Source organism: Candidatus Pantoea deserta (assembly GCF_003813865.1).
Lineage (GTDB): Bacteria > Pseudomonadota > Gammaproteobacteria > Enterobacterales > Enterobacteriaceae > Pantoea > Pantoea deserta.
In genome coordinates, this window is record NZ_RMVG01000001.1 from 237822 (window position 1) to 260176 (window position 22355).

General features: G+C 51.9%; 23 protein-coding genes, 1 tRNA gene and 3 pseudogenes. 17 read left to right on the plus strand and 10 right to left on the minus strand.

Annotation, left to right across the window (positions count from 1 at the left end):
• Positions 1-8 precede the first annotated feature (8 nt).
• Complete coding sequence (yfaU, locus tag BBB56_RS01050; protein WP_123798091.1) at positions 9-809, plus strand: 2-keto-3-deoxy-L-rhamnonate aldolase; 801 nt, start codon at positions 9-11, stop codon at positions 807-809.
• Here the strand turns inward: yfaU and BBB56_RS01055 are convergent.
• Entirely contained in the window at positions 803-1873 is a 1071-nt protein-coding gene (locus BBB56_RS01055) for a LacI family DNA-binding transcriptional regulator (protein ID WP_123798092.1), read from the minus strand. The two genes, yfaU and BBB56_RS01055, sit on opposite strands and share 7 nt — an antisense overlap.
• Before the next feature lie 195 nt (positions 1874-2068).
• Between BBB56_RS01055 and BBB56_RS01060 the strand changes: the two genes are divergently transcribed.
• The 4 genes from BBB56_RS01060 (at position 2069) to BBB56_RS01075 (ending at position 5686) form a co-directional block, all read left to right on the plus strand.
• On the plus strand, positions 2069-2881 hold the full coding sequence (locus tag BBB56_RS01060) for an ABC transporter substrate-binding protein (protein ID WP_123798093.1): 813 nt from the start codon (positions 2069-2071) through the stop codon (positions 2879-2881).
• 73 nt (positions 2882-2954) lie between these two features.
• Positions 2955-3767: an amino acid ABC transporter permease gene (locus BBB56_RS01065; RefSeq protein WP_123798094.1), complete on the plus strand. Its 813-nt coding sequence runs from the start codon at positions 2955-2957 to the stop codon at positions 3765-3767.
• On the plus strand, positions 3764-4537 hold the full coding sequence (locus tag BBB56_RS01070) for an amino acid ABC transporter ATP-binding protein (RefSeq protein ID WP_233592965.1): 774 nt from the start codon (positions 3764-3766) through the stop codon (positions 4535-4537). The genes BBB56_RS01065 and BBB56_RS01070 overlap by 4 nt, the downstream gene beginning before the upstream one ends.
• Before the next feature lie 36 nt (positions 4538-4573).
• Entirely contained in the window at positions 4574-5686 is a 1113-nt protein-coding gene (locus BBB56_RS01075; RefSeq protein ID WP_123798095.1) for an NAD(P)/FAD-dependent oxidoreductase, read from the plus strand.
• Between the two features lie 41 nt (positions 5687-5727).
• Here the strand turns inward: BBB56_RS01075 and BBB56_RS01080 are convergent, their stop codons facing one another.
• Both BBB56_RS01080 and BBB56_RS01085 read right to left on the minus strand, forming a co-directional pair.
• Positions 5728-6228, minus strand: coding sequence for an RcnB family protein (locus tag BBB56_RS01080; protein ID WP_123798096.1), 501 nt, complete (start codon positions 6226-6228; stop codon positions 5728-5730).
• A gap of 65 nt (positions 6229-6293) precedes the next feature.
• On the minus strand, positions 6294-6575 hold the full coding sequence (locus BBB56_RS01085; RefSeq protein WP_123798097.1) for a hypothetical protein: 282 nt from the start codon (positions 6573-6575) through the stop codon (positions 6294-6296).
• 320 nt (positions 6576-6895) lie between these two features.
• On the opposite strand from BBB56_RS01085, the gene BBB56_RS01090 reads away from it, so the two are divergent.
• Genes BBB56_RS01090 through BBB56_RS01100 form a run of 3 tightly spaced genes read left to right on the plus strand, consistent with a single transcriptional unit; the run spans position 6896 to position 8242 of the window.
• Entirely contained in the window at positions 6896-7375 is a 480-nt protein-coding gene (locus BBB56_RS01090; protein ID WP_123798098.1) for an Hcp family type VI secretion system effector, read from the plus strand.
• 52 nt (positions 7376-7427) lie between these two features.
• Positions 7428-7796, plus strand: coding sequence for a tlde1 domain-containing protein (locus tag BBB56_RS01095; protein ID WP_123798099.1), 369 nt, complete (start codon positions 7428-7430; stop codon positions 7794-7796).
• Entirely contained in the window at positions 7793-8242 is a 450-nt protein-coding gene (locus tag BBB56_RS01100) for a hypothetical protein (protein WP_123798100.1), read from the plus strand. Before BBB56_RS01095 ends, BBB56_RS01100 begins: the two co-directional genes overlap by 4 nt.
• A gap of 99 nt (positions 8243-8341) precedes the next feature.
• Here the strand turns inward: BBB56_RS01100 and BBB56_RS01105 are convergent, their stop codons facing one another.
• Positions 8342-9130, minus strand: a complete 789-nt coding sequence (locus tag BBB56_RS01105) for a CDP-diacylglycerol pyrophosphatase (RefSeq protein WP_123798101.1) — start codon at positions 9128-9130, stop codon at positions 8342-8344.
• Positions 9131-10184: 1054 nt separating this feature from the next.
• Here BBB56_RS01105 and BBB56_RS01110 point away from each other — a divergent pair.
• Positions 10185-11085, plus strand: a pseudogene (locus BBB56_RS01110) (N-acetylmuramoyl-L-alanine amidase).
• Positions 11086-11128: 43 nt separating this feature from the next.
• A complete protein-coding gene (locus tag BBB56_RS01115; protein WP_123798102.1) occupies positions 11129-11323 on the plus strand; it encodes a hypothetical protein in 195 nt (64 codons plus the stop codon).
• Between the two features lie 100 nt (positions 11324-11423).
• On the opposite strand, the gene BBB56_RS01120 is transcribed toward BBB56_RS01115, so the two are convergent.
• Together BBB56_RS01120 and BBB56_RS01125 are read right to left on the minus strand one after the other, a co-directional pair.
• Positions 11424-12215 carry a MetQ/NlpA family ABC transporter substrate-binding protein gene (locus BBB56_RS01120; protein WP_123798103.1) on the minus strand — a complete coding sequence of 264 codons (792 nt, stop codon included), beginning with the start codon at positions 12213-12215 and terminating at the stop codon, positions 11424-11426.
• Complete coding sequence (locus BBB56_RS01125) at positions 12212-13240, minus strand: isopenicillin N synthase family dioxygenase (RefSeq protein WP_123798104.1); 1029 nt, start codon at positions 13238-13240, stop codon at positions 12212-12214. Before BBB56_RS01125 ends, BBB56_RS01120 begins: the two co-directional genes overlap by 4 nt.
• A 597-nt stretch (positions 13241-13837) precedes the next feature.
• Here BBB56_RS01125 and BBB56_RS01130 point away from each other — a divergent pair.
• The 4 genes and pseudogenes from BBB56_RS01130 (at position 13838) to BBB56_RS01145 (ending at position 15941) form a co-directional block, all read left to right on the plus strand.
• Positions 13838-14356 (plus strand): annotated as a pseudogene (locus tag BBB56_RS01130) (DUF2778 domain-containing protein).
• Positions 14334-14597 (plus strand): hypothetical protein, encoded by a 264-nt coding sequence (locus BBB56_RS01135; RefSeq protein ID WP_233592966.1) that lies wholly within the window; start codon positions 14334-14336, stop codon positions 14595-14597. Before BBB56_RS01130 ends, BBB56_RS01135 begins: the two are co-directional and overlap by 23 nt.
• A 1-nt stretch (position 14598) precedes the next feature.
• Entirely contained in the window at positions 14599-15090 is a 492-nt protein-coding gene (locus BBB56_RS01140; protein ID WP_123798105.1) for an Hcp family type VI secretion system effector, read from the plus strand.
• 416 nt (positions 15091-15506) lie between these two features.
• Positions 15507-15941, plus strand: coding sequence for a Shiga toxin A subunit (locus BBB56_RS01145; protein ID WP_123798106.1), 435 nt, complete (start codon positions 15507-15509; stop codon positions 15939-15941).
• Positions 15942-16022: 81 nt separating this feature from the next.
• Here the strand turns inward: BBB56_RS01145 and BBB56_RS01150 are convergent, their stop codons facing one another.
• Positions 16023-16436 (minus strand): DUF1493 family protein, encoded by a 414-nt coding sequence (locus BBB56_RS01150; protein ID WP_233592967.1) that lies wholly within the window; start codon positions 16434-16436, stop codon positions 16023-16025.
• Between the two features lie 344 nt (positions 16437-16780).
• On the opposite strand from BBB56_RS01150, the gene BBB56_RS01155 reads away from it, so the two are divergent.
• Positions 16781-17713 carry a GIY-YIG nuclease family protein gene (locus BBB56_RS01155; RefSeq protein ID WP_199756180.1) on the plus strand — a complete coding sequence of 311 codons (933 nt, stop codon included), beginning with the start codon at positions 16781-16783 and terminating at the stop codon, positions 17711-17713.
• Positions 17714-18032: 319 nt separating this feature from the next.
• On the opposite strand, the gene BBB56_RS01160 is transcribed toward BBB56_RS01155, so the two are convergent.
• The 3 genes and pseudogenes from BBB56_RS01160 to BBB56_RS01175 all read right to left on the minus strand — a co-directional run bounded on the left by BBB56_RS01160 (position 18033) and on the right by BBB56_RS01175 (position 20724).
• Positions 18033-18965 carry a COG2958 family protein gene (locus tag BBB56_RS01160; protein WP_123798108.1) on the minus strand — a complete coding sequence of 311 codons (933 nt, stop codon included), beginning with the start codon at positions 18963-18965 and terminating at the stop codon, positions 18033-18035.
• A gap of 231 nt (positions 18966-19196) precedes the next feature.
• Positions 19197-20452 (minus strand): annotated as a pseudogene (locus BBB56_RS23685) (tyrosine-type recombinase/integrase).
• 187 nt (positions 20453-20639) lie between these two features.
• Positions 20640-20724 (minus strand) — tRNA-Leu (locus BBB56_RS01175).
• A gap of 269 nt (positions 20725-20993) precedes the next feature.
• Between BBB56_RS01175 and BBB56_RS01180 the strand changes: the two genes are divergently transcribed.
• The gene (locus tag BBB56_RS01180) at positions 20994-21515 is read left to right on the plus strand and encodes a YjjA family protein (RefSeq protein WP_123798110.1); all 522 of its coding nucleotides are present in this window, start codon (positions 20994-20996) and stop codon (positions 21513-21515) included.
• Between the two features lie 171 nt (positions 21516-21686).
• Positions 21687-22322: a hypothetical protein gene (locus BBB56_RS01185; protein WP_123798111.1), complete on the plus strand. Its 636-nt coding sequence runs from the start codon at positions 21687-21689 to the stop codon at positions 22320-22322.
• Positions 22323-22355: the final 33 nt, after the last annotated feature.

Below are 22355 nucleotides of genomic sequence, written 5' to 3' on the forward strand. Positions count from 1 at the left end.
GAGGCTCTATGCAGGATCCGTTACACAATACGTTCAAGGCCGGTCTGGCGCGCGGCGAAACCCAGCTCGGCCTGTGGCTGAGCAGCACCTCCTCTTATCTGGCGGAGATTGCCGCCACCAGCGGCTACGACTGGCTGCTGATCGACGGCGAGCACGCGCCCAATACGGTGCAGGATCTCTACCACCAGCTTCAGGCCATTGCGCCCTACCGCAGCCAGCCGGTGATCCGTCCGGTGGAGTTCCAGCAGGCGCTGATCAAGCAGGTACTGGATATTGGCGCGACAACGCTGCTGGTGCCGATGATCGATACGGCTGAGCAGGCGCGCGCGCTGGTGGCGGCGACGCGCTATCCGCCGGTCGGCACGCGTGGCGTAGGCGCGGGCGTGGCGCGGGCGGCCCGCTGGGGACGCGTGGAAAACTATATGGCGCGCGCCAGCGACGCGCTGTGTCTGCTGATTCAGGCAGAGAGCAAAACCGCCATTGATAATCTTGACGCGCTGCTGGAAGTAGAGGGCATTGATGGCATCTTTATTGGTCCGGCCGATCTCTCCGCCTCGCTCGGCTACCCCGATAACGCGGCGCATCCGCAGGTGCAGCAGGTGATCGAGCAGAGCATCCGCCGCATTCGCAAGGCAGGAAAAGCCGCCGGGTTCCTCGCAGTAGATATTGCTATGGCGCAGCGAGCCATTAGCTGGGGCGCGAACTTCGTCGCGGTCGGCGTTGACACCATGCTCTATACCGACGCGCTGGATCGGCGGCTGGCGCAGTTTCGCCAGTCGGCCGCCGACGCGCCGCGCGCCAGCTACTGAGCAGGAGCGGCAATGGAGTGCCGCATCATCAGCGCCGCGCTAAAGGCGGGCATCGGCCCGACGTTTTCGCCGCGAATATCGGCGATCAGACGGCGCGCCGCCTCGCGGCCCATCTCATACACCGGCTGCGCCACCACCGTTAGCGGCGGCGTCACGATTTCGCTCCAGGGAAAGTTATCGTACATGATAAAGGAGATGTCCTGCGGTATACGCAGCCCCCGCTGCGCCACCGCGCGCAGCAGCGACATCGCCACCAGGCTGTCGGAGGCGATCAGCGCGGTCGGCGGCGCGGCGCGCTGCCACAGCGACGCGACAATGCGGGCTATCTGCGCGTCGCTGCCGGCGTTAGCCTGGATGAGCGTGGTATCGTAACGGCGACCGGCAGCGGCAAAGGCCGCCATCATACCGCCCACGCGCTGCGCCACCGGCGTCAGGCCAAAATCCGCCTCATCGCGATATTCCCGTTCCAGCTCCATGCTGGTGATATAGGCAATACGCTCGTGACCGGCCTCCAGCAGCCGCTGCGTGGCCTCGCGCGCTACAGTGGAAAAATCACAGCAGATCGCCTCAACATCCAGACCGATAACCGCGCGATCGAACAGCCTCAGCGCCCGGCCCTCTTCCAGTATCTGAAGCAGATGACCGTTTTTCTCCCGCGCCGAATGGCTGGGCGCGACGATAATGCCGTCAACGCGCTTCTCCAGCATCACGCGCACCGCGTCCTGCTCCGCCTGCAACTTCTCATCACTGTTTCCCAGCAGCAGGTGAAAGCCCGCCTGACGCGCCACGTCGGCCATGCCGCGCAGCGCCAGGCCGAAATGGGGGTTCTCAATGTCTCCTACGATGACGCCAATAGTGTTGGAACGACCGGTATTCATGGTGCGCGCCACTTCGTTGGGGCGATAGCCCAGCGCCGCAGCCGCGCGGTTCACGCGCAGCTGCACTTCTTCACTGACGGCGCCGTAGCCGCCAAGCGCCCGTGCCGCCTGCGCTTTTGACACGCTGGCCGCCCTGGCAACATCCGCTACGGTGGGTGCTCTGGATCGCGTTTTCTGGTTGGTCATAATTAATTCGAATCACAGGTTGATGACAGGAAGATTGACGGCGAAAAAAGGCTGTGCTTAAACTCATTCTAACGCCTTGAGACCGGTCTCACAACCACTGTGCTCCTGTCGTTACCTGCGTTGAGACCGGTCTCACAACTCTATTATCACCGGCTCAGCTGTCTCTGATGTTTAACCTGCAAAAACGGATGAGCTATGAAATTACCTGTTCACCTGAGCGCCCTGTGTGGCGCGGCAATCGCACTCTGTTCACTCTCTTTCAACTCGCTGGCGGCCAGCAGCGACAACCCCTATGGCCTGCTGGAGCCGGGCCATCTGCGCATCGCCAGCGTCGGCGACTCTCGTCCCTATACCTTTACCGACGCCAGCGGCCAGTTCACCGGCTTCGACGTGGAGTTCTTCAAAAACGTGGCGCACCGTATGGGCATCGATCAGGTGGACTTCGTGGGACAGGATTTCTCCGCGATTCTGCCTGCCGTCGCTAACGGTCAGTTTGACGCGGCCGTCGCCGCCATCGGCATTACCCCGGCGCGCGAGAAAACCGTCGACTTCTCTACCGGCTATCTGGCGGGCTACCTGACAGTGCTGACGCGCAGCGACAGCGGCGTGAAGAACGTTGAAACCCTGGCGAAACGGCGCATCGGGGTGATTCAGGGCACGCTACAGGAAAGCTACGCGGTGCAGCACTTTACCCAGAGCGACGTGGTGCGCTTTCCCGACAATAACGCGGCGGTCTCCGCGCTGAACAACGGCACGCTGGACGCGGTTTTCCTCGACTATGAAGCCGCCAAAAGCTACGCCGAGCGCTTCAAACTTATCTCCGCCGCCGACATTCCCTCGTTCGATGCGCCCGCCGGTATCGCCATCGCCAAAAACAAACCGGCGTTTAAAGCCGCGCTCGACAGCGCCATCAAGGCTGCCATGCAGGACGGCACCTGGAAACAGCTTTATCAGAAGTGGTTTCCCGGCTCGCCAATGCCAGAGCAGTACCTGCCCGGCGGTCAGTAATACGTGAACGCTGCGCGTTCGGCTTTTCACTGGTGACGGGGTTGCCCGTCACACGTACCCGTGGAGTAAGGCGATGGATCTTCTGACAATGCTTTCCCGCACCTTCTTTGACTTTGCCTCAATGAAGGAAGTACTGCCGCAGCTGCTGGCGACCGGACTGGTCAATACGCTGATCATCTCGATCGCCGCCACGCTGCTCGGCACCCTGTTCGGCCTGCTGCTGGCGATGATGGGCATTTCGCCGTCGCGCTGGCTACGGCTGCCCGCACGGATTTATACCGATCTGTTTCGCGGCCTGCCGTCCATTCTCACCATTCTGCTGATTGGACAGGGCCTGGCGCGCTTCAGCTACCAGCTGTTCGGCCCGACGCCCTATCCCCTCGGCATCTTTGCCCTCAGCCTGATCGCCAGCGCCTATATGGGCGAGATTTTTCGCGCGGGCATTCAGAGCGTGGAGCGCGGGCAGATGGAGGCGTGCCGCGCGCTGGGCATGAGCTATGGCCGCGCGATGCGACTGGTGGTCATTCCGCAGGGCATCCGCCGCGTGCTGCCCGCTATCGTTAACCAGTTTATCGCCATCATCAAAGACTCGTCGCTGGTCTATCTGCTTGGCCTGATGACCGGGCAGCGCGAGCTGTTCCGCGTCGGGCAGGATGCGGCGGTACTGACCGGCAACCTGTCGCCGCTGATGCTGGCCGGGCTGTTCTATCTGGTCATTACCGTGCCGCTGACGCACGCGGTGAACATTATCGACGTGCGCTACCGCACCGGCCGCCGTCGGCTGACCGCGCCGCAGAGCGGCCTGAAAGAGGTCGAAGAAGTGCAGACGCGCCCCGAAGGCGCGCTGACCGCACAACCCATAACCGGTAATCGGGGGCATTTATGAGCGTGGCAATGAAACTGAGCGAGCCGCCTGCCGCGGCGAGCTGGAAAGGGTCCAGTCTGGAACTGCGCGACCTTTCGCTCTCCTACGGGCCGATCGACGTCTTACGCAGCGTCTCGCTGCGCATCGCACCGGGCACCACCACCTGCATTATCGGCCCGTCCGGTTCCGGTAAGTCCACCCTGCTGCGCGGCATCAACCGCCTGCACGAGCCTAAGTCGGGCGATGTGCTGCTGGCGGGCCGCTCGGTGCTGAAAGATAAGCCCGACGCGCTGCGCCTGCGTATCGGCATGGTGTTTCAGCACTTTAACCTTTTTCCTGACCACAGCGCGCTGGAGAACGTGGCGCTGGCGCCGTGGAAGGTAAAAGGCCTGCCGAAGGCGCAGGCGATGGCGATTGCGCGCCAGCGGCTGGAAGAGGTTGGACTCGGCGCGCGCGCCGACCATCGGCCGCGCGATCTCTCCGGCGGTCAACAGCAGCGCGTGGCGATCGCCCGCGCGCTGGCGATGGATCCAGAGGTCATGCTGTTTGATGAGGCAACCTCCGCGCTCGATCCCGAACTGGTGAAAGGGGTGCTGACGCTAATGGCCGATCTCTGTCGGCGCGGCATGACCATGGTAGTGGTGACCCATGAGATGGGCTTCGCGCGCAAGGTGGCCGATCAGGTGGTGTTTATGGACGAAGGCGAGATTGTCGAGGCGGGGCCGCCAGCCGAGCTGTTCGATGCCCCTAAATCGCCGCGCCTGCAACGTTTTCTGTCGGAAGTGCTGTAAGCCCTTCCCTTTTCGAACTGAATAAGGAACCGAATCATGGCTTTAGAACATTCTCGCCGCGTGGTGGTACTGGGTGGCGGCGCGCTGGGCGTCTCCAGCGCGCTTCAGCTGGCAAAACGCGGCGCAACGGTCACGCTGGTGACCGAGGCGGAACTCTGCTCCGGTGCGTCCGGCCGCTCGCTCTCATGGCTTAACTCCGCCGGCGAGCGCTCTGCCCCCTATCACGCGCTGCGCATGGCGGGCATCGATCGCTACCGCACGCTGTTTGCCGAAGATCCCACGCGCGACTGGCTGCGCTTCGACGGCGGCCTGTTCTGGGCGGCGGACGACGTCAGCGGCACGCGCGCGCGCCATGCGTATGAAAAGGCGCACGGCTACGACTCGCGGCTGGTGACGCGCGACACCCTGGCGCAGGCCGATGCGCAGGTAGACGGCGAGGCGTTGCCGCAGGAGGCGATCTTCAACCCTGGCGAAGGCTGGGTCAGCCTGCCGCATCTGGTGGACAGCCTGGCGCAGCAGCTGCGCGCGCTGGGCGGTGAAATCGTGGAGCACGCCGGAAAATGCGAGGTGCTGCGCGACGGCCAGCGCGCCAGCGGCATTAAGCTGGCAAGCGGCGACCAGCTGCGCGCCGATGCGGTGCTGGTGGCCTGCGGTCCCGCTACGCCAGATGTGGTCGCGCCGCTCGGCGTCACTATCCCCAACGGCTCGCCCGTCTCGATGCTGGTGATTACCACGCCCGGCGCCCACGGGCTGAAAGCGGTGCTGAACACGCCGCGGGCGGCGGTGCGGCCTAATCCGGGCAACACCTTCGCGCTGGATCACGACTGGTATGAAGAGGATATTCGCTTACAGGCTGACGGCAGCTACGTCATTGATGAGCAGGTGGTGGCGCAGCTGGCCGCCGAAGCCAGCAAACTGATCAAGGGCGAGCCGCTGCGCGCCGCGAGCTGGAAGCTGGGATTGAAACCTATACCTGGCGACGGCGAGCCGGTATTCGGCGAGCTGAAGAGCGTGCCGGGCTGCTTTGTCGCCTTTACCCACTCTGGCGCGACGCTGGCGCTGATCGCGGGCGAACTGCTGGCTGAAGAGATCCTCACGGGGGAAAAACAGCCGATGCTGGCCAGCTTCCGCCCGGAGCGTTTCGCATAAAAAAAGCCGGTCGCGCTGACCGGCTCCTTTCTCGCTACGGCTTATCCGCGATAGTAAATATCGCCGGATTCCGCCTTGAGGATCTTGCCCACGTCATTGGTGATCAGCAGGTAGTTGCCGCCGATATAGGTCCAGTGGCTGCCGGTTTCCGGCGCGGGCAGATTGCGTTTCTGCCACTCTACGATGTTGTAGGATTTGTCGAGATACTGCTGCGGCACGTTGTCGCCGACTTTGTACTCTTTATAGTCGATGATAATGCGGTTGAGATCGTAGTTTGACTGCGCCTGCGGGCTGCCTGCGTTGGCGTCCGGCGCGGGCGCGCTGCCGGCTTCCGGCTCTTCGGCATTGGGTCCCAGCGGCGGCTGACCGCTGCTGTCCGCGCCATCGCCCTGCGGCTGCGCATCGGCTGGCGCCTGCTGCTGCACCTGCGGCGGCGGCGGAACGGTATCGGTGGCGTCGCCTTCGGCCTGTGCGGCGGGAACAAGGCTCAGCGAGCCAAACAGTAATCCTGCTAAAAAGAGTGCGTTCTGAGTCCTGCGCATAGTGTTTTCCACGTTGATTGATTTTGTTAACAGTAGACCAGGATAAAGACAATCTGTACAGCCTGTCAGTTCCGCACGGAAGCCTGGTAAATGTAAAGAAACACGTCGCGCTCATGGCGAGCCGCACAGATGCGGGGAACGATCTTCATCGCCTCGCTGACGGCGAAATTCATCGTCATGCCGGGCTTCCACCGCATCACCATCATCTGTCTCAGCGCCAGATTACCTACTTCCACATCAATCGCTTCGACGTCGCGCCAGGCGCATCGCCAGCGGCGGCTGCGAAGCGATTTCGCATAGCGAAACGGGATGCTCGTCCGCAGCGCGTAGCCCCATCCCTTTATCATGCGCCCTAAAAGTTGACAGCAAGTTGCTCAGGACAGATGGTCTACTTGCCGCTTATTCACCAACGACAATGTTTTGGTTATAAAGGTTAAAGCCATCGCTAATTTTTCCATTCGAAAGCCGAAAGAAAAACCAATTATTAATTAGCTAATAATTATATTTACACATAAAAAATTAAAATTTCGATGTAATGTTTTTTTGGATTAATTAACACTTTAGCCACAGCATGGCCAACAGATTATACACTTTTGACACCGATCAATAATCACTCCTTTTTTAAAGCGTAGCGTCAATGCTCTTTTAATGAAAAGGAGTTCTTATTATGGCTATCCCTGCTTATTTATGGCTGAAAGATGATGGCGGCGCAGATATCAAAGGTTCGGTTGATGTACAGGATCGGGAAGGCAGTATTGAAGTCCTCAGCTTTATGCACGGTGTAGGTATTCCTTCCGATCCCCATACTGGAAAACTGACCGGCACACGTATCCACAGCGCGCTTGAGTTTGAAAAGGAGTTTGATTCTTCCAGCCCCTGTCTTTATAAAGCTGTATCCTCCGGCCAGACGCTAAAAAGCGCTGAAATAAAATGGTATCGCATTAATTATGCAGGTCAGGAAGAGGAGTACTTCAACATGTTGCTTGAAGGCGTAAAGATCATCTCTGTTAACCCTCTGATGCACAATATTAAAACCATCGAAAATATGAACCATCTTGAGTCTGTCACGCTGCGCTACGAAAGAATCACCTGGAAATATTGCGACGGTAATATCCAGCATTCCGACTCCTGGAAAGAACGAGCATAAGGTTGACTTTACATGGCGCAGGTTTGCGTCATCCATCACAAGGAGAAGAGTGATGACATGGGTTTATGATGTCAGAAAAAAGACATTCACGCATAACGGCGTGTATCAGTTTAGCGCACGCTATGCTGGCGCGCCGGGCTATAAAGACAATCCTGATTATGAGTGCCTGAAGAATAAAGGGCCGCTGCCGAGGGGTAAGTACAGGATTGTTGGAACCCCTTTTACTCATTCAATTGCAGGGCCTTACACGTTAAAACTGCAACCTTACAGGGAGAATGATATGTGTGGTAGAGCAGGTTTTCTTATTCATGGAGACAGTATAAAGGATCCCGGGAACGCCTCAAACGGCTGCATTATCTTAGCACCTGACTATCGTAGAAAACTTTTTAAATCAGGCGACCATGAGATTGTTGTCATATGAAAAAGATAATATTACTGGCATTGCTCTCCATCAGCTTTAATGCATTCACCTCTGTAAAACCAGAGGAATGTATTCCTGTTGAAGAGGATGTAGGCATAGCGACGCTTTTTACTATGGTGGAGGATTTTGACATCCCAATAGCTCAGGTTGACCGGAGCAAAACCAAGGCCAGGATACTGTATACAGAGCCTGTAAATCATAAGCTTGCACTGATCTATGGTAAAAAAGAGAGAATCCTTAGTGGCGGAGAAATGAGTGATGACAAAACCACCGCAGAGCAATATGCCGAAGGATTCATGTGGAACAACGCTAAAAATATCATAGTGAAATATAACTTTTATAATTATCAGGGAAAAGAGAACATTTTAATTATCTCTGCATTCGTTAGTGATACCGACTGCGCGGTGCGCTGGAATGGGTATGTGGTAGTGAAGCGAGAGTTTTAATAGTTGCCAGTTAAAAAATTCCTGTGACAGCATTAACGATCTTACGTAACGCAATCCGCTTTTAATCCTCACACGATTGCCAGGGCTGAACGCGCTACATTACTCTTCTTCGCTGGCTGCAAGAGCCGGCGGAGCCGTAAGTATCTCGCAGCGCTTATCTAACAGGGATTCCACCGAGGCGCGGTTGCCTTTATCCCAGCCGCGCCGCGTGGTCAGCAGGATAAACCCTTTCTCTCCCGCAAAGGTGGCAGGCACCAGCGCGACGCCATACTCTGCCAGCTGCGGCGGCGACAGGTGGAACTCGCGCGCCACAGAGGCGACAGGATAGATCCCCATCGCCGTCGGCTGCATTACGCGGCGGGCGTACCAGGTATGATTCAGCATTCTGTCAGGCAGCGGACGCCACTGCTCACTTATGTAGGGCCGCTCGGCCTGAAGCTGGCGGCGCACATCCTCACGCAGGCAGGTAAGATGAATATGCAGCTGATTCTGACTGCGTCCAAAAGCGGAGTTAATCGCCATCCCCAGCATATCCTCAGGAACCGCCGCGCCATAAGTCGCCATCAGGCGGTAGCGCATCAGCCAGGCGTAGCCAAAGTAATCGGTGCGGCCCTCGCGCGACAGAGCGATGCTCTCAATGCCGGACATCGCAAGATTTGGCACCAGAATAAAATGGTAGGGGTAACGGGGATTCTGCAGGATGCTAAAGCCCTGCTCTCTGCCCTGCGGCTGATAGACCTGCTGGCAAGGCGCAGGATCGTGCCGGTAGGCATAATGGGTCATACAGAGATCCTGCGTCACCAGCCATAACGCATCGGAGCGCGCGCATCCGGTCAACAGCAGCGCCGTAGCCAACATCAAAAATGCGCGATAAATGCACAACAGCATAACACCCTGCCAGTTAGTTTTTGGACTGAATCGCTGCGTAAAAAGAGCCGGGCATGATTTCAGGGGCAGGCAGAACTATCTGCCGTTAAGGCGTAGCCTTTCCCTGTTAACCTGGCCGAATGAATTTCTTATAACGCGTATGCCTTACAAAGATGATGTTTTGCCTGGCGCGGGAAATCTATCAGCAAAACCCTTTACCCGACGTATTGGCCTGACAAGAATAAAATCTTCAGTGAGCCTTCAGCCTGGCTGGGCTGATCCAGCGGCACGGCTGCCCTCATTATAACTGCTGTCGGTCGCTGCCTGAATAACGCCCTTTCGCACCGTAACCTTCATCCTGAAGCCGACAAGGTTAGCGCAGGATACACAGAAGCGATGAAACAGTCCTCAGCCAGCAAAGTAGTGGCTAACGCCTGACGATGAGAGACTGCATTTTATTTATCTCGCCAGCATCTGTGAAAACAACACTGATTCAACCTGTGCTCAACTCTTAGTGACTCAGCGCGTTGATTCAGGGATAAACAGAAACAGTGGTAAGAAAGGTAGCAGAAAACTAAACCACACCGGGATGTGTTTTATTTAATAAAAGGAGTGACAGAACTTGAAAAATAAAAAACAGGAAAATAACATGACACAGATAAAGAATATTTTAACATTAACCATGCCGATATATATCCTCTGTCTCATGGCGGTGAAGATATATCAGCCTTCGTTTTATCCCGCCCTGCTCCCTGAAAACAAACCCCGGCATGTAAAACTGAGCATTCTATTGAAAGACAAAATAAAGTCCAACCAATCATACCGAGTGAAACAAAGCATACCGCCTCAGAATACTTCGTAAAAATTGCTTAAATAAGGTATGTATTTTTACCCAACCACTATTGGGCAACACGGCATATCAATTGGCATGAAAACTCTTTGTTTAATGTTAACAACCGCACGTAAAAAAATAAAGTTGCGTTAATATCAGGCCGTCGCGACGGAAAGCAATGCTCAAGATGCCTACAGGGAGTTAAAAAATATGAAGAGTTTAGTTTATTTAGCTTGTTCAGCAATGCGCTGTAAACTTATTGCCATGGTGACTCTGTCAGCCATGTTAACAAGTTGCGCCATGCACCCTTCGAATATTGAGAAGCGCAACGGCTATTATGCCAGCCATGCGCATAAAGCAGTTGCTCAAAATGAGAGAGTGCGATTCCTTATTCAACACTATACCGCGCTGGATGAGAGTCACTCCTTAAAGACGCTGACTGAGGAGCAGGTTAGCGCTCACTATTTAGTTCCACCTCAGCCCAGCCTGATACAGGGTCAGCCGGTGGTCTGGCAGCTTGTTGATGAAGACAAGCGGGCCTGGCATGCTGGCGTCAGTTTCTGGAACGGTCGATCCAGCCTGAATGATTCGTCCATAGGGATTGAGATCGTTAATAAAGGATTTACCGAGGATATGGTGGGACAGCGTACCTGGTATCCCTTCCCGGAAAAGCAGGTGGACGCCCTCATCGCGCTGACAAAAGACATTATTCAGCGTTATCAGATTACCCCTGACAATGTGCTCGGACACAGTGACATCGCGCCTTTACGCAGCAGGATCCGGCAAGCTGTTCCCCTGGGAACGCCTCGCGGCGGCGGGCATTGGCGCATGGCCCGATCCGTTGACGGTCATCCACTACCTTGCCGGTCGTGCTCCAGACGCGCCCGCTGACGTTAGCGTTATTCAGTCGCTTCTCAAGCGATACGGATATGATCAAATCCCGCAGGACGGCGTGCTGGACGAGGATACGCAAAAAACTATTAGCGCATTCCAGATGCACTTCCGTCCCAGGGATATTAGCGGGCATGCCGATGCGGAAACCGAAGCCATCGCGCACGCGCTTGTTGATAAGTACCGCCCCGTCGCGACATCGACTCTGGAGCCAGAGACCGTGTGCGTGACTAAACCAGCAGCCAGCGCCTGAGTCGGGTTTATAACCGGGAAAAGAAATCATGAGAATTTTTCTGATGCTAACGTTAATAACCTCTCTCCTCTCCGCCTGTAGTTTCGGTAACCGCGAGCCAGGCAGCGCACCGGTAGCCTCAGCATGCACCATGCCGGATATTTTCCAGCCGATGACGCCCTCTCAGCAGCAGGCGGTGATGTCTGGCGAGCGGCCCGACTGGACAGAAGTTTCGCCGCCCAAAATTCCACACCGTTAAAGCCAGGCGTCTGCAATCCGCGAAGCGTTGCAGACGCATAGCGCACTATCCGGCACAGCGCGATGCGGGGCGCGCCCTGCCCCGCATCAACGCCATCCGGTCAGGGAGTTACCGGGATCACCGAGCCGTGGTACTGCTGTTCGATAAACTTCGCCACCTGCGGCGAGGCAAGGTCTTTCGCCAGCTCTTTGATACGCGGATCGTTAGCGAGTTTCGGCGTGGTCACCAGCACGTTGGCGTAAGGATTGCCCTGCGCTTTCTCCAGCGCCAGCGCATCTTTCGACGGCGTCAGGCCCGCTTGCAGCGCATAGTTGCCGTTAATGACCGCGAAGTCTACGTCATCCAGCGCGCGCGGCAGCTGCGGCGACTCGATCTCAACGATCTTCAGATGGTGCGGGTTGCTGCTGATGTCCGCCGGCGTCGCCAGATTATTGATGGCGTCGTTTTTACCCGCTTTCAGCGTGATCAGCCCGTTAGCCTGCAACAGATAGAGGGCGCGGCTCAGGTTGGTAACGTTGTTAGGCACCGCCACCTGCGCGCCGTCAGGTATCTCTTGCAGTGATTTGACTTTGTGCGAGTAAAGGCCAAGCGGTTCGATATGCACCGTTGCCGCCACGTCAAACTTCTCGCCCAGCGCTTTTTCCTGATCGCGCAGGTAGGGCACGTGCTGGAAGTAATTGGCATCCACATCACCGCGCGCCAGTAGCTCGTTGGCGTTGAGGTTGCCGTTCAGCTCGATCACCTGAAGATCGAGTTTGGGATCGATCTTCTTCACGTAGTTAAGGATCTCGCTGTGCGGCACCGGATCCGCCGCGACGCGCAGCACCGCCGCCGAGCTGTAGCCAGAGAACAGCGCCGCCAGCGCCAGTGTCGCTATTGTCTTCTTTTTCATGCCGTGTCCTTTGAAGTCGTCTGCAAATAATCGCCGTAATAGCGCTGCGCCACATCGCGGTGCGAGCGTAAACGTCCTTTGAGGTAGTTCCAGCCCACGTCGCGCAGCAGCGGGTTCGTGGGATCGCTGGTTGGGCCGAGCGCTTCTGCCGCCAGCGCGTCGGGCAGCTGGTAGACAGGCACCTGGGTATCCAGCTGCGCGCCAAGGAAAAAGGCAATGGAGAGGCGCTCCTGCCCTTTCGGCGGTGACAGCACCCGGTGAACGGTGGCGCGCAGATAGCCGTTGGTCGCCAGCTCCAGCAGTTCGCCGATATTCACCACGAACGCGCCCGGTATCGGCGCAGCATCAACCCAGTTATCCGGCGTCACCTCAACCTGTAATCCGCGCTGTTCGTCCTGAAGCAAAAAGGTCAGGAAGCCGGAGTCTTTGTGCGCGCCGACGCCCTGCTGGCTCTCATCGGCAGCCTGACCCGGATAGCGAATCAGCTTGACGTGTTCGTTGGGATAACGGCCATAGAGCGCATCGAAAGCATCTTCCGGCAGCGACAGCGAGCGGGCAAAGGCGCGCAGCAGACGCAGCGCCACAGCGGTCATCTCCTGCTGCCAGGCGTTGATCACCGGACGCAGCTGCGGCAGCGCCTCTGGCCACAGGTTTGGTCCCTGAAGGCGCTTCCACGCCGGATCGCCCGGTTGCAGCAGCAGCGCGTCGCGATCGGCGCCGATGTCGAACTGTTCGCGCTGATCCCGCTGCTCGCGGGTGTACTCCACGCCCGCCAGGTTATAGCCGCGGAAGTGCGGCGAATGGATCATTGAGACGCGCAGCTTCTCTTGCTGCGGCAGGTCGAAAAAGGCGCGCGCGAGACTCTGCACGTTCCGCTGGAGCTGATCGCTGATACCGTGGTTGATGAGGTAGAAAAAGCCCACGTCGCGTGCGCTTTCGCGCAGGCGGGTTAAGAACTCGGTTTGTTCGGTTTCGCTGCCGGCCAGTTGCGCCAGATCCAGCACCGGTAAGCTTGTCCAGGTCATTATGCGTTTTCCAGAGAGGATGCCCGGAGCTACCCTCGCACTAATAAAGCGCATCGGGAAATAGTGAAGCGCTATATGTTATCGCAAGGGGTTTTTAGAAGAAGTTGGGGAAAGGGTATGCGGGAAAGAGATTTGGGATTGGGAAATTGACTGCGGTTTAAATTTTATTTTTATGTTGCGTCTATTTGTAAAGGTGCAGATAACACAATACATTAATCGGGATACTTTAAATCAGCCAGTTAATTAATACATCACCCCTTGTGATTGCAGTCACATTCTGGCTTACCTTGTAGCCATAAAGTTATATTACTTTGATATTTATCAAAAATGAAATAACACTGAAGTGTAGCGTTAGGATTTTTAGCAAATATACCTTTTAGTATATTCATGCGCGCGTATTTTTAGTTATAAATGATTGCAGCGCTCGCATTAGAATCTTGCTTCATTCGCTAGATGACACCAGCAATACCATGAACTTCACTTCTATGTATAGCTGAAAACACATATAAACTTTTTACACTAAAAACTTCTGGCAAATGGATGCGCTGATATAGGGCTTACTTTTCAGCTTAATTAATAAAAGGATATAAATGGATTATGGCATTACATGGAAAGATGATTCTGAATGGCGCTGACTATGCGCCTTTTAACCTATACGGCGTTGGTGTATTTATGGCTTTTTCTGGTAATGGCGCTTACCGGAACAAAAGTGCTTGCAGCGCTATTAAAGGTGATGGTCCTTTGCCTCCTGGAAAGTATTGGATTGTTGAGCGCGGCTCTGGTGGTTTTTTCTAAAAGGCAAAGACTGGAATTCAAGACGCCTTTAACAAATTCTATCATGGAGCAGAATTCGGACGTGATGAATGGTTTGCTCTATATAAAGATGACTGGAGCATTGATGACGGCACTTGGATAGATGGTGTTCATCGCGGATTATTCAGGCTTCATCCGGGCACGGTATCTGAAGGCTGCATAACGATTGCTCATAACTCCGATTTTGCAATGATACGTAACGCGCTTATGAACACTTCCCTTATGCGCGTTCCCTGTATGCGTTCTCTTATGGCTCACGGATGGGTTGAGGTAGTGGCTAATGGCTCAAATACTTGCCCGTAGAATTGCTAAAACGTTATTTTTTATAGTAATTATGTATATCGTTGCTCGCTCACTTGGCAATCCTGAGGTTTATGTTAATCACGATCTTGCACACAAAGTAGCTGAAATAATTAGCGGTGATATAAATGCCGAGTCAGTTTCAGACGCTTACTTTTATCTGGATGTTATCTCAGCATTAATGATAACCACTCTTATTTATTTAATAGCGATAAGATTATTCCTCAAGATAAGGAGAAAATAAAATGCCAATCCCTCCATATATGTGGCTCAAAGACGATGGTGGCGCAGACATCAAAGGTTCTGTAGACGTTCAGGATCGTGAAGGAAGCATAGAGATCATTGGGCTTAGTCATGGCATTAATCTCCCTGTAGACAGTGCCAAAGGTAAGATCACTGGCACACGCCAGCATTCATCCATGATGATTGAAAAAGAAGTTGATAGTTCTACACCGTACCTCTATAAAGCTGCCGCTACAGGCCAAACCCTTAAAAGCGCCGAAATTCGTTTCTACCATATAAACGACGCGGGACAGGAGGTTTGTTACTACACAGTTTTGATGGAAAAAGTAAAAATCATGGGTGTTAACTGTGGCGTACCTAATGTCAAGTTAGCAGGTAACGATAAGATGAATCATGTCGAGAGTGTCAGCTTGCAGTATGAAAAGATTACATGGCGCATTGTAGATGGAAACATTCAGTACACTGATTCCTGGAACGAGCGCCCTACTGTATAGTAATTAAAAGGAAATTAGATGAATGTACCTCTATCTACTGCTTGCCTAATGAGTTATCAGAAAGCGGAATCAAGATTCTACAAAAACGACCATAATGACCAGGAGTTTTAGTAGTTTCGTATTGCCTTAAAAAAGGTGCGCATCAAAGGTATTGAGTCATTTATTTTCAATGTAAAAGATACTGCCTTTGTAAGGCATAATCACCTTGATGCGCTTTCCCTATGCTATGAGAAGATCACCTGGCATTATATCGGTGGCGGCTTACGCCTTTGCCCTCTTACCAAATGCACGAACGCGACAGCTTGATGTCACAGTGATAGCAAGCGAAGCCTCTGATGGCTGGATAGTTACGGCGCTAAAACACAGGAATATTATATCCGCCAGCAGCAACCATTCACTGACGGTAGAGTAGCCTTATGAAAAGATTTTTTGCCCTTTATCTCTTCGCATTACCCGCCTTATCGTCGTCTGACATTGATGCAGGCTGCGCAAAAGCTGGCACACTTATGTACATAGATTTGACCGATGCGATTGCGCGCGATTTGCATATTGATCGCGCCATGCTGGTAGAAAAGAATACCACCGTTGAAGTGATAGACATATCACCGGTGTCAAAATTGTTTGCTGAGCAAATGGCGAATGCAGATTATAATGAACAAGCAGAGCACTGGCTGAGCAAAGAAGAGTATTTTGATATCTATTACAATCATAGGGTGAAGAACATTACTGCAAAATATACTTTTAAGGATATTAAAGGTAACAGAGATGTTTTTATAGCATCCAGCCTGCTTAATGATGATGAGTGTTCGGTTCGTTTTAATGGGTATATGACGCTTTCTCGCGAGTTTTAAGGCTAAACAATTAGTCTCATCTTAATAACAGGTTTTACTGAAGATGTCCCACTCTACGAAAAGCATCTTCACCCTTCTCATTTAGTCATATAACCAGCAACCCGCTTTTGCTGATTCTGCGAGCATTTTTAATGTAAGCGGCTCAGGCTTAACCCAACGCCATTTGTGCTCTTGAGAACGTAAGAAATTCAAGGGAGGAATGGCTTCTTCATTAGGCCAGTATTTAACGAATGAGAAATTTTTTCTGTCTACATTGAAGCGTCTAAAATAGTCATCAACTATCTCTATAGCATCCTCGTTTGCCCAAGGGTATTTTCCTGTGGAGAGGCTTGTCTCTATAGTCAGTGCTGGTTTTTTGAAAAAAGGTAATACTCGGCCGTTCCAGTTATTTTCATACCAGTCCATTACCTGTTTTTCGAAATCATGTAAGTCACTCATATAGTCCCTACCAGATACGATCGGATGGATGGGTTCGTCGGAAAAACGCTTCTTCATGGGGATATCCTCATGTGGCTTATGAAGACATTACTAACATCACGGTGTATTAATCAACGGGGAGTAGTTCAGACCCGCCCATCGTTCTAAAGGTCCGTAGTGAGCGAGGAACGGAAATTGCTGACAGCATTCTGTGTGAACCAACAGGGAGCAAGTCATGTTAACCAACAAAGATATATTTTCTCCACATGCACGTTCAAATACATTGCGCTACTACACTATATAATCGCTAACAATGATAAGTATAATTATATAAGTCTTTGCCCTACATTTGGGATTAACCTATTGAAATTTTACGAAAATAATGATAAACCAAAAAAGTAGCAATAATCATGGATTAAATTATGGAATGGAAATTTTTAGGTTCTATATCAGAGGCCAGGAAATCTGGCTGTAGCGGAGTTTATCTTATTGTACATAAAGGACTTTTCAATCGTGTGGTTTATGTTGGGGTAAGTTGTAATGTAGGTAGAAGAATAAACGAACATTACGACGGTTACCTAAGAGGAAACCGAACAATTTACGACGCGGGTCACGATGACGACGTGTATCGCTTCATGTCAGCTTATAAAATTCATAACCACACAAAATACTATCAAGCCTTGGCGAAGGATTATAAGATATGGGCATCTACAACATTGCATTCTGATTTGCCGAAAAACATGCTAGCAAAAAGCCAAACCTTTGATACTGACTGGCAGAGAATTGCATTAGAAAAATATATTCCTCAACTGGTAGTATGGGCTCTTCCAATGGCAACTTACTGTTATTCAAATGCAAGCAGGATTGAAAGTGTAATCCAATTAAAGCTCATTAAATCTTTTGATTTGAGAGGTTTTTTTAATATAAAACAACTAAGCATATTGGGTAAAATTGAATATCCCCATATGGAAAAGGTCAAGGCTTTTATTATTGACACGCCTGATTTAAACCCGGCATCCCAACTTATTTTTAGCAATCTGTATAACAAAAAAACTGATGAAAATTTCTTTAAAGAGTTCCGTTCACAGTTTAAATGCGAGATTTTTCAGAGGGAAAGTGAAGCTCAGAGAAAGAGAACTATCAGGGAGCATAAGGTTTCTCTTTATGAAAATTATGGCAAGCCATGGACTTTAAAGGAAATGGAAAAACTTAGAGTCATGCTTGTTGATTTTGATTTATCCCCGACAGAAATATCTGAGTATCTAGGAAGAGAGCCTCGCTCTATCTCTAAAAAAATAAAAGAAAATGATAAAGTTACTAATTATAAATGGCGAGAAAGCGTCGGCTGGTTGTGACGTTACGTTTTGATTGAAAGAACCCCATTTTGCAAGGTCCGCTCCTGACACAGAGCTGCCTGTCAAATTAGGTTTAGATCTGTGCCATAGCTGTGTCAGGTAAAATCTGAGCCAATACAATTTAGATAAGTCAATCTATCCGCATGGATTTATTTGTTATAATATTTGGTAAGCGCCTACTCGCCCATCTTTATTATATTTACTATTCCATCGATTCGCAGACAGACTTTTTAAATATCACTCACTCTAAACACTCGCTTTTCATTAATCTATACTTTTTTAATCCACTCTAATATCCATTAATAAACATTAGAGCGGATTATCTATTCCAGAGCGCTTTGTGTATTTTTCCTGTCTGGTGATAATCGGAAACCAGATCGATGAACTCTTTAAAGTCTTTGTTCTCTACCACCAGGCGGTTGACGGATTGCCAATCAACACTTGTTCGCTCTCGTGCAGGAATCAGAGTTTGGCTATTACCGGGATCTTGCGGATTAAGAAGGATCACGCCAATACCATGCAATGCACACAACATCTGTAGTTCTCTTTCTACACCACGCTGTTTATCTTCATTTATTTCAGTCGCGACGAGATAACCAAAATGGGCCCAGCTTGAATTGCTCACAGCCTGGAAGAAACATTCTCGAACATTGCTACGGTTAAGCTGACGCTTTACCTCAAAAGACCATAGACGGGTTAAACGCCCTTCGCTATACCGTACGCAGTTTTGCACGACGCTATCCCAACCTTTATCGAGAGGCTGCAAAGCAACAATATCCGGATAAAGCCAATGGTTTGCGCCAAGTCCTTTGTTGTTGCTTGAACGCTTTTCATCGATACGACGGCAAAGTAACTCTTCTTCTTCAGAAAGGTACTCAATCAAAAGCGGATAAAGAGCATGCTCAGAAAAAGCTACCGTCTCAGCAGACGGAGTCGGAGCAATATCAAAAGATGACTCTTGTTGCACGCCATTATCGATTTCCTTACCCCAGTAATAAAGTCTGGGTCGAGGTTTGTCACGCGTCATAACCTGAGGACACATCGCTTTTGCCTGAACGGTTCTACTCCCACCGACTTCAGCAGCTATTTGACTCAAGAAATCTTCATCGCTGCCGAATCGAGGATTTTGACGCTTTACAGCAAGCTCTGCGCCATAGTGATCAATGATTTTTTGGGCAAGCTGACGGGCTGTAAATTGCTCATCAGGATTAGCCTGAAGAACATTAATAATCATCTGTGGCCGACTAGTCATGGCTCCTGCCTTTGATGTAACAGTAAGAAAGCTTCTATCTGAATGAATGGCTAAACCTCAGATGCTGCTTTTCTGATGAGACAGTGTAAAACTACCTATCACTTGAACCAAGCTTACAATATGAGTGTTTGGCATTGAACAACAGATTTCATTATCAAAAAGAAAACTCCATTAGAAGCTATGTTAGAGAAAAAATAAGGTATGTCAGACATATACCTTCAATACATCTAATCATTCCGTGTTTAATTTGGCAAAATCAAACGGACTCACCGCCTTCTCAAGATTCGCATCAAAAAAATCAGCCCACCACTGCAGCATCAGTCGCCGCTCATCAAGATGCTCAGCCTTATAAATGTAAGCTGCACGTACTGAGTTACGCTCCATATGACTCATCTGCCGTTCAACCGCATCCCTCGACCACAATCCCGATTCTATCAATGAACTACATGCCATCGTCCTGAAACCATGCCCACAAACCTCTACCTTAGTGTCATAACCCATAACGCGCAGCGCCTTATTCACCATATTTTCACTCATCGGTTTACGATGGTTGTGATCGCCAGTGAAAACAAAATCGCGAGCGCCACTAAGTCTGTGTACCTGTCTACGGATTGCTAACGCCTGACGAGATAACGGCACCAAATGAGGTGTACGCATTTTTGCGCCGCGCTGGGAGTGCTTTACCCCTTCAATTGCTTATCGCTCAGCTGGAATCGTCCACATAGATGTTTCAAAATCGATCTCTGACCAACGGGCAAAACGCAGTTCACTGGAACGAATGAAGACGAGCAGGGTTAGCTCAACGGCAAGGCGAGTTAAGGTCTACCGGTATAGCTATCAATTCGTTGCAGAAGCTCGGGAATACGTTTCAATTCAAGAGCAGCTTGATGCTGTCTGTTACTTGAAGCAACGACACCAACCATCTCCTGCGCGGGATTGTAGTCGAGCAAACTGCTCTATATGGCATAACGCATAATTGCCGCAGTTCGCTGTTGCAGCCGTGATGCAACTTCAAGAAGTCCAGAAATCTATACGACTTTTATCGGGACTAATAAATTCCGTGTTTTAAGTTCGGCAATATTACGTTTGCCAATGGCTGAAAAAAGATTGTCCTCCAGACTTTTCAGTACTCGTCGGCTATGTTCTTCCGACCACTTTTTATTTTTGGCATGCCACTCAACAGCAAGCTGTTCGAAAGTACTTGCTTGTTCCTGCTCAACCTTATCATTTTTCTTTATTTCTCCCGGATCGACGCCATTCGCTAGCAGCTTACGCGCTTCGTCACGACGTGCTCTGGCCTCCGCCAGTGTGATTTCAGGATAAACCCCAAGTGCCAACATCTTTTGCTTGCCGTCATAACGGTACTGCAAATGCCAGTACTTAGAACCACTTGGGTGGACAAGAAGATGCATACCGTTGTCATTAGTAACCTTGTATTACTTATCCGTTGGCTTGGCTGTTCTAACTTTGATATCTGTTAGAGCCATGCTTATCCCCTCCCTGTTGGTACAAGCATTATCGAACCGGAAATACCATCATCTGTACCAACCTCTGTTGGTAGATGTACATGGATGTCGGTTGATCTTGAGAGAGTTAAAATAGCGAGAAAGGTAAATAAATACTAAATTCCAGACACAAAAAAAGCCGCCCATAAGCGACCTCTCTCTTTTCCGATGGTGCCGAAGGCCGGACTCGAACCGGCACGTATTTCTACGGTTGATTTTGAATCAACTGCGTCTACCGATTTCGCCACTCCGGCACGGAAGGGATGCGGAAAACGTTGAGGATTATACCCTTACCCACCTGGCGCGCAACCGGAATCACCGCGTCTGTGCGCTAAGCGTCGAAAAAAACATCAGTCCCCGCCCCGCGCCAGTTCTCTTCTGATACGCTCGCCGCCTCCCCTACAGAATCCTCCTATTCCGCCCCGGTCACTCTCCCCTGCCGGAACTTTCCCCCCTCAGATTCCTCTTAGCAAAGCTAGCGGCGCAACTCATAGCGCGCGGTTCGAATATAAACGAGGTTGAGATGAATAAAGCGACACAACGTATTTTTTTAGGGATGGGGTTCAGCGCGCTTCTGTTAGCAGGCAGCGCATCGGCGGCAAGCTGGCAGGATCAGCTGAGCAGTGCGGCATCGCAGCTCAGTCAGCAGAACAGTAGCAACAGCAGCACAACCACCAGCACAGCGCAGAACGGCGGGCTGTCTCTGGGTACGCTGACCGGCCTGCTGAACGGCGGCGACAAAGCGGTAAGCTCGAACAGCATGACCAATGCGGCAGGCGTGATGCAGTACTGCGTGCAGCATAACGTGGTGGATAACAACGTGAAGTCGGTGAAAGAGCAGGTGCTGGATAAGCTCGGCCTGAGCAGCCAGACGGCGCAGACGCAAAACACCGACTACCAGCAGGGCATCGCCGGCCTGCTTAATACCGGCAACGGTCAGCAGCTTAACCTGCAAAGCCTGAGCAACTCGCCGATGGGCGAGAAGCTGAAAACCAAGGCCTGTGACGTAGTGCTCAAACAGGGCAAAAAATATATCGGCGTGTAATGCCAACGGCGCGGAGTCGGGAGGAGCTGTCCCTCTTCCCGCCAGTCTCTCCGCGCCCTCTCTTCCCCGTCAGCCATTCCACATCAGTCTCTTATAACCTGCACGGGCCGCATTTCCCCGCCAGACTAACAGCGCTATAGTGAAGGTTTTAAGCCACAAAGGACAGCGCGCATGAAAGGCATCAACATTGCGATTTACTTCGATCCCGATCTTATTTTTGCCACGGTGCATCAGCCAGACGGCAGCTATCTGAGCAAAAACTTTCAGTATGACGATGCGGTTATTGAAGAGATCTACCAGTGGCTGGAACAGTTCACGCCGAACCGCACCCATCTCTGCCTGCTTGAGCATGACACTGCCGACATCCTTGCCGATGAGCTGGTCGATAACGGCTATCACGTCCATCGCGTCAGCACGCATCAGCTGCTGGAGTGGTTTACATCGACGCCGCCCGCCACGCCGGATGGTTCGCCGGTGCGTGCGCTGCTGCGCTATCTGGAAGAGGAAAAGCCTGAAGAGTATGTGTCGCGCACGCCGCAGATCGAAGCGCTGCTCGATATGTTCGACGATCTGGATGCGCTGGAAGAGGTGGAAGAGGACGATGATGAAGACAGCCTGCCGGATGACGTGCTGCGCCTGGTAAAGCAGAAAAAGATAACCGGTATCGCGGCGGCGCAGAGCCTGATCCCGGAACTGAACGAACGTATCCGCGAGCACCTGATGCGCTACCCTGAGCTGATGACGCCAGAACTGCTGGAAGACTTCTTCCCGGAACTGCTGGAAGCGATGGAGCGTCCTAAACACTAAGTCTTTCGGCCGGGTCATATACAGAGGACGCTT